Here is an 11,293-nt window from a genome sequence, read left to right as displayed (position 1 = left end):
CCGCTTTTGTCTATAAAATCTCTGGTCCAGGGCTGCCCGCTATTGCAGCCGACTATCGTAGCACGACGGTCGCAACCATCTGCGCCGGACCAGCCAGAACAACATGCTCCAGGTCATCCGGGCCCAGCACGAAAGTCACCGCGAGGGTACCGCCGGGCACATGCACCAGCCACTCATCCGGTGCTTCCTCGCCGCCCCAGAAACGGGTCGCAGCAGCAGCCGCACACGCGCCGGTACCGCAGGACAGAGTCTCGCCCACGCCACGTTCGTGCACGCGCATACGGATAGCACCCACCTGCGCGCCGCTCTCAACGTCCAGGTCGACCGGCACCACAAACTCAACGTTCGTACCGTTGACCGGGGCGGGGTTCACCTGAGGCAGGCTGTGCAGGTCCAGGCCGTCCAGCTTACCGTCGGAGCCGAGCATCACCACGGTATGCGGGTTACCCATCGAAATGGACAGGCCAGCACGCGGAGTCTTCAGGCCGCGAGCAGACACCAGGCAGTCCTCGCCACCCTCGCGGGCAGCGTCACCGTGAATGAAGCTCCACGGACCCATGTCAATCGCGTAGCCTTCTTCGGTGCGTGCGACGGTCTTCACGCCGGCGCGGGTACCGATCTTGACGGTCTCGCCCACCTCAAGCTCAATCAGGCCCTCAGTGCGCAGGTACTCCACGAACGCACGCACGCCGTTGCCGCACATCTCTGCGATAGAGCCGTCACCATTGCGGTAGTCCATGAACCAGACAGCGTCCGGGTGCTCCTCGAGCAGCTTCTGGCCCGCGCGGGAGGCGGTGCTGCGGGCAGCACGAATGAAGCCGTCCGCGCCGATGCCGAAGTGGCGGTCGCAGGCACGGGCTACCAGCTCGGGGGTGAGGGCAATTTCTGCGTTCTCGTCCGTCAGAAAAATGAAGTCGTTACCGGTGCCGTGACCCTTGGTGAGGGTCAGGCCTGCCAGCTCGCCCCAGATGGAAGGGTTCTCGCTCATATGCTGTCCTTAAGGTTGGTGACCTGTCCGTTTATGATTTTACCGCGCCGACCGACTCGACGAGGTATCTGTTCGGCTGCGGCTCGTTATTGTGGCTTATCGGGTGCTTTCGCGGATGATGGCTTCCGCTTCGTCGGCAAGGGTGGGTGAGAGCGCGTCCAGCCAGTGCACGCGCGGGTCCGCGCGGAACCAGGTCAGCTGGCGGCGTGCAAACTGGCGGGTGGCAATCGTCGTATCCTCAATCGCCTGCTCCACGCTGTAATCCTCATCTTCAAGGGCGCGGGCAAACTGCGCGTAACCAATCGCGCGGGAGGCGGTCTTCCCCTCCTGCAGTCCCTGCTCGTTCAGGGTGCGCACCTCGTCCAGCAGGCCGCGCTCATGCATCAGCTCCACGCGGCGGTGCAGACGCTCGTGCAACAGGGTACGATCCATATCCAGGCCAATCTGCACGCTCTCAGTCACGTACTCGCGCACCGGCATGAACGCCGAGAACGGGCGGCCCGTCACCTCGAACACCTCCAGCGCACGAATGATGCGGCGCTCATCCTTCACGCGCGCAGCCGACTCCGGGTCGACCTCCGCCAGGCGGGCGTGCAGAACACCAATACCCTCGGTACGCGCTTGCTCCTCCAGGCGCTCACGCACCCGCGCATCCGTGCCGGGAAACTCCAACCTATCCAGGGCGGCACGCATATACAGACCGGAACCACCCACCAGAATCGGGTAGCGGCCACGGCCACGGATCTGCTCAATCAGCTCACGGCTACGCCCCTGAAACTCCGCCACGGACGCCTCATCCCGCACGTCCATAATGTCCAGCAGGTGATGCGGAACGCCGCGCATCTCCTCCGCGGTGACCTTCGCGGTACCAATATCCATACCCCGGTAGAACTGCATAGAATCAGCGTTAATGCACTCACCGTTCAGGCGCAGAGCCAGCTCAATGGCGAGCGCGCTCTTACCGGTGCCGGTCGGGCCCACAATAGCGATAACGGGCAGAGTTTCGGAGATAGTCATGCGCCCCATTCTACCGGTTCCCTCACCCCCACTTGCGGTGGTGGCAAGAGCCCGAGGAACAGGGCGCATGATTCGTTATAGGTTTTAGGGGCGCAGACCGATGGTCGGCATGCCCAGGCCCACCGGCGCACCGGGCACCTGGGTGGTGCCGGTACCGCAAGAGTCAGCTTGGGAACGGTCCCACGCGTCACCGGCGCGGGTGCGGCGCAGCTGGTACTGCTCGGCGGTCGGGTCAGAAATCAGGTGGAAGGAACCAGCCTCGGTAATAGGCACGGTGACCATATCGCCGGGGCGGGGAATCTCGCAGCCCTCGGGCACCGAGAAATGCACGAGGCGCTGGTCCGGGCCACGACCGGAGAGGCGGTGAGTCTGCTCAGCCTTACGACCTGCCTCCGCAACGACCATCAGCTCAACGGTCTTACCGAGCTGCTTGCGGTTCTCCTCACCGGCGATACGGTCCTGTAGGGCAATCAGACGCTCGTAGCGTTCCTGCACGACCTCCTTCGGAATCTGGTTCTCCATGGTCGCCGCCGGGGTGCCGGGGCGGATCGAGTACTGGAAGGTGAACGCGGAGGAGAAACGAGCCTGCTCCACAACCTTCAGAGTGTCCTGGAAGTCCTCTTCAGTCTCGCCGGGGAAGCCCACAATGATGTCGGTGGTAATCACGGCGTTCGGGATGCGCTCGCGCACCTTGTCCAGAATGTTCAGGAACTTCTTGGAACGGTAGGAGCGGCGCATGTCCTTGAGCACCTTGTCGGAGCCGGACTGCAGCGGCATGTGCAGCACGGGCATGACGTTCGGGGTCTCCGCCATCGCGTCAATCACGTCGTCGGTGAACATTGCCGGGTGCGGGGAGGTGAAGCGTACACGCTCCAGGCCCTCAATCTCACCGCAGGCACGCAGCAGCTTGGAGAACGCCTGGCGGTCGCCGAACTCCACACCGTAGGAGTTCACGTTCTGGCCGAGCAGGGTCACCTCAATAGCGCCATCATCGACCAGCGCCTGAACCTCAGCGAGAATGTCGCCGGGGCGGCGGTCCTTCTCCTTACCGCGCAGAGACGGCACGATGCAGAAGGTGCAGGTGTTGTTACAGCCAACCGAGATGGACACCCAGCCGGAGTACACGTGGTCGCGCTTAGTCGGCAGGGTGGAGGGGAAAACTTCGAGGGATTCGAGCAGTTCTGCCTGCGCCTCGTGGTTGTGGCGGGCACGCTCCAGCAGGGTGGGGAGGGCACCAATGTTGTGGGTACCGAACACGACGTCCACCCAGGGTGCCTTCTCAATGATGGCGTCCTGGTCCTTCTGCGCCAGGCAGCCGCCCACAGCGATCTGCATGCCCTTGTGGGCGCGCTTGACCGGTGCCAGCTGACCGAGGTTGCCGTACAGGCGGTTGGAAGCGTTTTCGCGGACCGCGCAGGTGTTGAAAACCACCAGGTCGGGCTGGGTGCCTTCCTCAGCGCGAACGTAGCCGTTAGCCTCCAGCAGGCCGGACATTCGTTCGGAGTCGTGCACGTTCATCTGGCAGCCGAAAGTGCGCACTTCGTAGGTGCGGGGGCTGGTTTCGGGGGTCTGGGCGGAATCGCTGAGGGTCGAAGTCATGCCCTATAGGGTATCCGATAGGGGATAATGGCTCTATGCAGGTTTCCCTTAGTAGTAACTTTCCGGCTCTGTCACCGAACGATTCTTCCGCCCCCGCCCCTGACGGGGAGCTTCTAAACACCCTCATCGAGGAGGCGATTGCCGCCTACTCCCCCGTGCCGCCTCAGGCGAGCGCCGATTCTGCCTCGATGCGTCAGAACCTGATGCAGCTGCTCTGCTGGGCGCATTCCCTGGAGCAGGTGGCTGGGCGCACGGTTGAGCGCGTGCAGATTCTGGGTACCGGTATGCGTTCCGTTGTGGTGCGTGTGGCGTATGAGCCTGCGGCCGAGTCTGCCCAGTCTTTCGAGTCTGCACAGTCTTTGCCGACCTCGATTATTGTGAAGCGTTACCGCCGTAAGGATTCGACGGTGAACGCGGGCGGTTTCGGGTACCTGCGTGAGCGCTACGGTTTGGAAGCGCTGAACCAGCAGGTTCCGGGTCTGTTCCCGCAGCTTTACGGTGCGGATGCTGAACTGCGCGTGCTGGCACTGGAGGATGTGAGCGACGGAACCGTGGAGGGCGAGCAGTATTCGGTCGCCCACGCCCTGCTGGAGGGCACCGAGGAGCAGGCGCTGGATGCGCTGAACTACTACATTGAGGCGTACCGTTCCCTTGCCGCCAGCGGCATTATGGGTGAGGCGGTCGAGGATTACCGCCTGAACCTGGCGCGTGCCGACCGCAAGGCGCAGTTCCCGGGTGCTATCGCCTCGCCGGGACTGGCTGAGCGCGGCTTGAAGAAGCTGTACGGTGTGGCTGATGAGGCGCGCGCACCCGAGCAGGGTGCTGACTCTAGCCCCGTCTCTGCCTCCGCTGAGCATGAGGATGCGCCCGTTCTTCCCGCCGCAGTTGAGGAGCTGTCCTTCCGCTTCCGCCGTGTTCTGCAGCCCTTCTTCACCAAGCGCCCGCCCGTGCCCGAGCAGTTCAAGCTCAACCGTGGACGTGTCTATATGCTCTCGTCGGGCGATTTTTCGCCGCAGAACGTGCTGATTGGTTCAGCGGACGGCGCGCAGGTGCGCATGGTCGATGCGGAAGGCACCTGCCTGCACCACCGCGGCTTCCCCTTCGTTGAGGCGATGCTGGGCTTCCCCTCCTCGCCGGAGTACCCGCGCTACCGAGTGGACCGCAAGAAGGCGCTACCGGCGCTGTACTCTGCACTCTTTGAGGACGCCCCGCTGGATGAGCACCTGGCGGAGGATTTGGCGGTGTGCACGGCGGTGACCGTGTGCGCCCTGTTGGAGCTGTACTTTTCTTCGGCACGTTCCGATCTGTTGCCTCGTATTCGCCGTGAGGGTGCGCAGCTGATGCGCTTGCTGTTGGAGATCGCCGGTTCTCAGGATGCAACCCTCGCCGAGTTCGCGAACCGTCTGGGGGCCGTTGAATAAGCAGCAGAGTAAACAGCGGATATAGCCTTCGACAAGGCTTTTTATAAGGATCAAAAACGTAAAGGGTGAGCCCGCCACAGAGTGTGTCTGTAGCGGGCTCACCCTTTATAGTGCCTATTTTCTCGGTCACCCCGGCATGGGTCTATCCGTGCGTGCGGAATGTATTACTTCGCTCTCTACCAGAGCTCGTCCTCTGCACCGTAGGCGGCGAGTTCCTCACGAATCACCGACATCGACACCGAGGAGGAGTACCCGCGGCGAGCCAGCATCCCCAGCAGTCGGCGAGTCACCCTATCCTTTTCAGCGCGGTCGCTCAGATCCATGCCGGGGCGCAGCTTCTTACGCACCAGATCGGCGGCGTCCTCACGTTCCTGCTCGTCGGTGCGCTGAGCCAGGGCATTCTCCGCCTCTTCACCGCGCACCCCGCGTTCAGCGAGCTCACGGCGCAGCGCGGCGCGGGAGAGCTTCTTGGTGCGGCTCTTCTGCGCCACAAAGCTTTGGGCGTATTCGGCGTCGTCAATGAGTTTTGCCGCCTCGAACTTATCGAGCAGCGGCTCAATGAGCTCCGCATCGAATCCTTCTGCCTGCAGCTTCTTACGCAGCTGACCTCGGGTTTTTGCCGAATACGCCAGCTGGTTGTACACGATGGTTTTAGCGCGCGTGTAGGGGTCGGTTTCTTCCGCGGCCCGGGCGGCACGCACCTTCTGCTTCCAGGAAGGCACGTTGCTTTCCGACGGTAAGGAAACCTGTCTCATCTGAGAGCCGCCCGGTTGGGAACCGCGTGCTCGAGAATCATCCTTTGGGGATCCAGCCGAAGCGGCACGGCGCTTTCCGGTACCGACACCCTGCGCCTCCTCCTCGGCAATACCGCGGATGAGTGCTTCTTCGGCGGGGGTGAGTTCTTCGTTCAAGCTACTTCCCTCCCTAAATAGGTTGCTCCCCGAGCCGCGGCCCGCAGGACTCTTGCGGGTTTCCTCGTCGTCACTTCGAGCCCCAAAGGCGGGCGCGTAGGGCGAACGGCTCCGCATTTTCTCTTGCTGCACCGCGCTCATGCGGCGGAACCCACGCTTGTAGTCGGTGTTCTTGGAGGCACGCGAAGATTTGCGTTTCTTCTGCTTATCCCGCTGAGCGGCTTGCCTCTCGATCTCTTCCTTCTCTTCGGCAGTGAGCCCCGATCCGATGGAGGCGGCACCCGCTCGACTCATGCGCCCCGCCGCCATAGGGCGCGGCTCGGCACCGCCGGGGGTGAAGGCACGAGCGGGCGCTTCGTCAATGGAGACGGCGGGCAGGTTCGGGTCAACGAGCAGGCTGCGGCGCGGGGATTCACTACCTTCCTCAGAACTGCCATCTTCAAAGTTGGCGGGCACAGCCTGCAGGGGCAGCTCGGGTACGCGGAACTCCCCGGCGTAGTCGCCGCCGTTATCGCGGGCGATGCTTTCTTCAACAAAGCCGTGCGCGGCGGGGTGCCAGTCCGGGAACTCCTCAGCGGCTACCGAATCCGCGGTCCTGTTCCGCACCCACTTTTTGGGTGCAGCCTTTTCGGTCTGCCGCGCTTTCTGCGCAGGCTTTTGGGGAGAGGCTTTTGCGGGCGCGGGCTTCTCCGCTTCTGCGGGTGCCGCTTCGTCTGAGGGCACCCACCCCGCGTACTCTGCTTCAGGGTAGGGAGGCTCGTCCAGATACGGGGGCTCTTCCGAATACGGTGGTTCGTCCTCGTACGGGGGCTCTTCAAGACTCGGAGGCATCTCCGGGTACGACGGTTCTACCGCCTGCGGCACAGCGGGCACGGGCTCCAGAACAGCAGAGGTAGACTGCGGCACCTCCCAGTTGAGGGTGGGCTCCGCCAGGGCGGCGGGCGCCTCAAAATTGAGCGCCTCGAAGCCGCCAACTTCAACCGGCGGGGCAGCGGGCTCAAACGAACCAGGAGTTTCAAAGGAAATAGACGCTGAGAATACAGCGTCACCAAGAGCCGAGGAACCGAAGTGCGGTTCGGTCGCATCCAGCGCCGCAAAACCGGCGTCGCCGTCACGCGCGCTGTTTTGCGCATGCTCTTCATGACCGTGCTGTTCCGTTATGCGCTGCTCCGTCATGTTCAGTTCCTCCTCTCCCCTGTGTTGGCTCGCTTGATGACCCGTGCGCCGGGCTATACGGCGCTCCCCCATTGTAACGAGGCGTTGTCCCGGCACCCGCTGGTACTTCATGTAACGCGCTTTCCGTTAACGACAGATTGCCGTGCACCGTGCGGAATGCACAGCACACGGCAATCAGTCGTGGCGTTAGCAAGAAGCTACGCGGGCCGGATTAGAACTCCTCAGCCAGCTCGTCCAGCGGGTCGTTGCCCTCGGACTCAGCGGCTGCCTGCTCGTCAGCTTCTTCCTCAATGATGCCCAGCTTCACCAGAACCTTGTACTGCAGTTCCTCGGTGAGCTCGGGGTTGTCCTTGAGCAGCTTACGAACGTTCTCGCGGCCCTGGCCCAGCTGCTCACCGTCGTAGGTGAACCATGCGCCGGACTTCTTGACGATGTCGTTCTCCACCGCCAGGTCAAGGATGCCGCCCTCAACGGAGATGCCCTCACCGTAGAGGATGTCGAACTCAGCCTGCTTGAAGGGCGGAGCCATCTTGTTCTTCACGACCTTGGCGCGGGTGCGGTTACCGATCGGGTTAGCGCCGTCCTTGAGGGTCTCAATGCGGCGGATGTCGATACGGACCGAAGCGTAGAACTTCAGCGCCTTACCACCGGTGGTGGTTTCGGGGGAGCCGAAGAAGACACCAATCTTCTCACGCAGCTGGTTGATGAAGATTGCGGTGGTGCCGGTTGCGGAGAGGCGACCGGTAATCTTACGCAGAGCCTGGCTCATGAGGCGAGCCTGCAGACCCACGTGGGAGTCACCCATGTCGCCTTCAATTTCGGCGCGGGGTACCAGCGCGGCAACGGAGTCGACGACCACGATATCAACGGCGCCGGAACCAACCAGCATGTCCATGATTTCCAGTGCCTGCTCACCGGTGTCGGGCTGAGAGACCAGCAGCTGGTCGATGTCCACGCCCAGCTTTGCCGCGTAGATCGGGTCCAGTGCGTGCTCGGCGTCGATGAACGCTGCCACGCCGCCTGCCTTCTGAACGTTCGCTACCGCGTGCAGTGCGACGGTAGTCTTACCGGAGGACTCGGGACCGTAAATCTCGATGACGCGACCGCGGGGCAGACCGCCAATGCCCAGAGCTGCATCCAGAGCGATAGCGCCGGTGGAGATAACCTCGGTCTTGGTGGTTTCCTTATCACCCAGGCGCATGACTGCACCCTTGCCGTAGTTCTTGTCGATCTGTGCCATCACGGCTTCAAGTGCCTTGGCGCGGCCCTCTTCGGGAACGCGAGCTACGCTCTGAGACTTGGTGTTCTTAGCCACGGTAGTACCTCGTTCTTTGTGTTGTCAGTGGTTGACGGGAGTAATGTTTCTTCGGAATCGGTGGGACTCGTAATCGAGACCTTGAAGGTTTTGGCCTACCGGTTCCTTCTGAGACTACTCTAGGGTCACAGCCTGACAGGATAAGGCCATTTTTTAAAATCTGTGGAAAACTTTGAAGATTTTTCCGAAAAATTCCTGATGTGGAAAAGTCTAGCACGAGTCGAACAAAATTACGACCCAGTTTCGAATGAATCGGATAGGGTTTCGGCATATATTTTCGAAAAACCCCGGAATCCCGGCTAATTATTCGAAAATACCGCCCGCACGAGCGCTCATACTCGAACAAACGGCAGGGCTCGAACAAACCCGACGCACGCGCCAGAAAACTCCAGCCCCGCTACTTAACGCAGCGGATCCTTATCCGGACCCAAACGGCGCTCCTGCGGAATCTCCTGCTCCTCGCAGATCGCAAGCCACACATCCTTCGGGTTAACCCCCTGGTCCAGCGCCTCCGCAGCGGTCACATGCCCCAGAGAGCCCAGCACCAAGTCCCGCGCCAGCACCGGCGCATACCCGGCACCGAACTCATACTCCATGCATGCCCAAAATTCGCTCAGCTTCACAAGCACTCCTTACGCTTCACCGCTAGTTCGCTTCATAATTCGTCACATCACCCCAGAACTAGTCCAGAGTAAACCCAAGAATAAGCGATGCCGCACATCCACCTTACGGGGATGCACGGCATCGCTTCACGTTTAGCGCGGCATGTGCCGCCTCGCATTACTTCGAGAGAACGTAGTAATCGCTCTTGTACTGCTCAGACATCTCAGCCGGAACAGTATCCGGAATCTGAACGCCCTCGAGAACCGCCATACGGTCGGCAACCTCACGCAGCATCTGGGACATCGGAATATCCAGAGCCTGGCAAATCCACGCCAGCAATTCGGAGGAAGCTTCCTTCTGACCGCGCTCAACTTCGCTCAGGTAACCGAGGGAAACACGGGCACGCTGGGAAACCTCACGCAGGGTGCGGCCCTGACGCTGACGAACATCGCGAAGAACCTCACCGATTGCCTGTCGCAGGGGAACAACCTTAGCTTCCTCAACGACCGGGGCGACCTGTCGGGGGGTCTCCTCGATTTCCTTCCACTTAGTAATGCCATTAATCGATACGCGCTGCTTAGCCATGAGCTTCTATATCACTTTCCTGAGTAGGTATTCCCGACCTGCGGGACTGTACAGAGTTAAGCCTAACTGATTTTTGGAGCGTGAGCTAGGGGCCCCGCCATTTTCGTCCTCTTCTTATGGCTTGTATCTATTCAAACAGGCGAACCTATGCCTTTATTCCTGCGGAGCTGAAAGAACCCTGTGAATATATTTGAACCGTATTTTTTTAGGTAGGCGCCGCACAGACGACGACACAGCCGTTCCAGGCACCGCACAGCCCAGCCCTAGCACGCTACGCCAGCTCGTCCTTCAGAACCCCACCGGCACCACCGCGCACCGCACGTGCCAGCAAAGCAATCGCATCCGCGCTCGCCGCCGCACGAATCTGCGCGCGATCCCCTGAATAGTGGCGCTCAAACACCTCAGAACCACCCGGGGAACACACACCGATATAGACCGTGCCCACCGGCTGACCATCCGCAGGATCAGGACCGGCAACACCCGTGGTCGACACCGCATAATCGGCACCGCACACACGCGCCGCACCGACCGCCATCTGCACCGCCACCGCAGGATGCACCGCACCCTCACGCGCCAGCAGCTGAGCGTCCACGCCCAGCACCTGAGCCTTCACTTCGTAGGCGTAGGAAATCACGCCGCCACGGTAATACGCGGATGCGCCCGGCACCGTACAAATCGTGCCGCCAACATCCCCGCCGGTCAGCGACTCAGCCGTCGCCACCTGCACCGGGCCTTCCTGGGAGGCACGCAACCGCACCGCATCGCGCAGCAGCAGCGCCGCCGCCTCCGGGGTGCCGGAGAAAACCTCAGCGGAGGAAAGCCCAGCGGACAGAGCATCTTCAAGTACGAGGGGAACCATCATTCTCTCCTTTCAGCGGCGCACCGCCGCCCGAACCTTACGCGGTACACACCGCACCGCAGGTACAGCGAAGGGGAGCAGCACACGCCACTCCCCTCGCCTCTAGTTACCGCCGCCCTGGGAGGCCTGAGCCTGCAACCAGTTACGACGCAAAATATACGCATCACGCACATACACCAGACCGGTCCACACGGTAATCGCGGTGACCGCGCCCATCAGAACCCAACCCGGAATCAGCCAACCGATACCCAGCTGCCCCAGCGGCAGAAGCATCAGCACCAGCGCCACCGTCTGCAGCACGGTCTTAATCTTGCCGCCCTTACTAGCGGCCATCACACCGTACTTAATAACGAACAGACGCATGATCGTAATGCCCCACTCGCGCAACAGAATCACAATCGTGACCCACCACCACAGCTCACCCAGCGCCGACAGCACAATGAACGCCGCGCCAGTGAGGAACTTATCGGCAATCGGGTCAGCAATCTTACCGAAGCTCGTAATCAAGTTACGCGAGCGCGCCAGGTAGCCGTCCGCCCAGTCCGTGAGCATGGCAAGAATGAAAATAATCCACGCGAGCCAGCGGTGCGTCGGATCAGCGGCACCAAAGGTACCGCCCGCGACTAGGGCAACGATGAAGAAAGGAACCGCAATAATACGCAGAACCGTCAACACATTCGGCACGTTCCAGTTCGAAGGCTTCGCTGTGCTGACCGCACCGGCGGGTGCGGAATTGCGAGCTTCACTCATATCGGCTCCTTACGGGTAGATGGCTTTCGACGGTGAGAGACCGCATACGCACCGACACCTAATCGTATC

At 61.5% G+C, this 11,293-nt stretch carries 10 protein-coding genes; 1 reads left to right on the top strand and 9 read right to left on the bottom strand.

The window, feature by feature from the left end; translation table 11 throughout:
• Nucleotides 1-52 precede the first annotated feature (52 nt).
• The 3 genes from dapF to miaB all read right to left on the bottom strand — a co-directional run bounded on the left by dapF (nucleotide 53) and on the right by miaB (nucleotide 3,604).
• Complete coding sequence (gene dapF, locus HMPREF2842_RS07595) at nucleotides 53-988, bottom strand: diaminopimelate epimerase (RefSeq protein ID WP_070643906.1); 936 nt, start codon at nucleotides 986-988, stop codon at nucleotides 53-55.
• Nucleotides 989-1,084: 96 nt separating this feature from the next.
• A complete protein-coding gene (miaA, locus tag HMPREF2842_RS07590) occupies nucleotides 1,085-2,005 on the bottom strand; it encodes a tRNA (adenosine(37)-N6)-dimethylallyltransferase MiaA (RefSeq protein ID WP_070643903.1) in 921 nt (306 codons plus the stop codon).
• Between the two features lie 84 nt (nucleotides 2,006-2,089).
• The gene (gene miaB, locus HMPREF2842_RS07585) at nucleotides 2,090-3,604 is read right to left on the bottom strand and encodes a tRNA (N6-isopentenyl adenosine(37)-C2)-methylthiotransferase MiaB (protein ID WP_070616874.1); all 1,515 of its coding nucleotides are present in this window, start codon (nucleotides 3,602-3,604) and stop codon (nucleotides 2,090-2,092) included.
• Between the two features lie 35 nt (nucleotides 3,605-3,639).
• Between miaB and HMPREF2842_RS07580 the strand changes: the two genes are divergently transcribed.
• Complete coding sequence (locus tag HMPREF2842_RS07580) at nucleotides 3,640-5,025, top strand: hemin ABC transporter substrate-binding protein (RefSeq protein ID WP_070643900.1); 1,386 nt, start codon at nucleotides 3,640-3,642, stop codon at nucleotides 5,023-5,025.
• A gap of 176 nt (nucleotides 5,026-5,201) precedes the next feature.
• On the opposite strand, the gene HMPREF2842_RS07575 is transcribed toward HMPREF2842_RS07580, so the two are convergent.
• From HMPREF2842_RS07575 to pgsA, 6 genes are all read right to left on the bottom strand, one after another.
• Nucleotides 5,202-7,112 carry a regulatory protein RecX gene (locus HMPREF2842_RS07575; protein ID WP_070643897.1) on the bottom strand — a complete coding sequence of 637 codons (1,911 nt, stop codon included), beginning with the start codon at nucleotides 7,110-7,112 and terminating at the stop codon, nucleotides 5,202-5,204.
• A 211-nt stretch (nucleotides 7,113-7,323) separates the two neighbouring features.
• Nucleotides 7,324-8,427 (bottom strand): recombinase RecA, encoded by a 1,104-nt coding sequence (gene recA, locus HMPREF2842_RS07570; RefSeq protein ID WP_070643892.1) that lies wholly within the window; start codon nucleotides 8,425-8,427, stop codon nucleotides 7,324-7,326.
• A 401-nt stretch (nucleotides 8,428-8,828) separates the two neighbouring features.
• Complete coding sequence (locus HMPREF2842_RS07565) at nucleotides 8,829-9,050, bottom strand: DUF3046 domain-containing protein (protein WP_070643888.1); 222 nt, start codon at nucleotides 9,048-9,050, stop codon at nucleotides 8,829-8,831.
• Nucleotides 9,051-9,207: 157 nt separating this feature from the next.
• Nucleotides 9,208-9,615, bottom strand: coding sequence for a helix-turn-helix domain-containing protein (locus HMPREF2842_RS07560; RefSeq protein ID WP_070633927.1), 408 nt, complete (start codon nucleotides 9,613-9,615; stop codon nucleotides 9,208-9,210).
• A 271-nt stretch (nucleotides 9,616-9,886) separates the two neighbouring features.
• Nucleotides 9,887-10,477: a CinA family protein gene (locus HMPREF2842_RS07555; protein ID WP_070633926.1), complete on the bottom strand. Its 591-nt coding sequence runs from the start codon at nucleotides 10,475-10,477 to the stop codon at nucleotides 9,887-9,889.
• Nucleotides 10,478-10,576: 99 nt separating this feature from the next.
• Nucleotides 10,577-11,224 (bottom strand): CDP-diacylglycerol--glycerol-3-phosphate 3-phosphatidyltransferase, encoded by a 648-nt coding sequence (gene pgsA, locus HMPREF2842_RS07550; RefSeq protein WP_049356045.1) that lies wholly within the window; start codon nucleotides 11,222-11,224, stop codon nucleotides 10,577-10,579.
• Between the last annotated feature and the right edge of the window lie 69 nt (nucleotides 11,225-11,293).

The sequence above is a fragment of the Rothia sp. HMSC069C10 genome (genome assembly GCF_001812205.1).
GTDB lineage: Bacteria > Actinomycetota > Actinomycetes > Actinomycetales > Micrococcaceae > Rothia > Rothia mucilaginosa.
The sequence above is the reverse complement of the archived record's forward strand: the minus strand, read 5'-3'. Positions and strand labels throughout refer to the sequence as shown.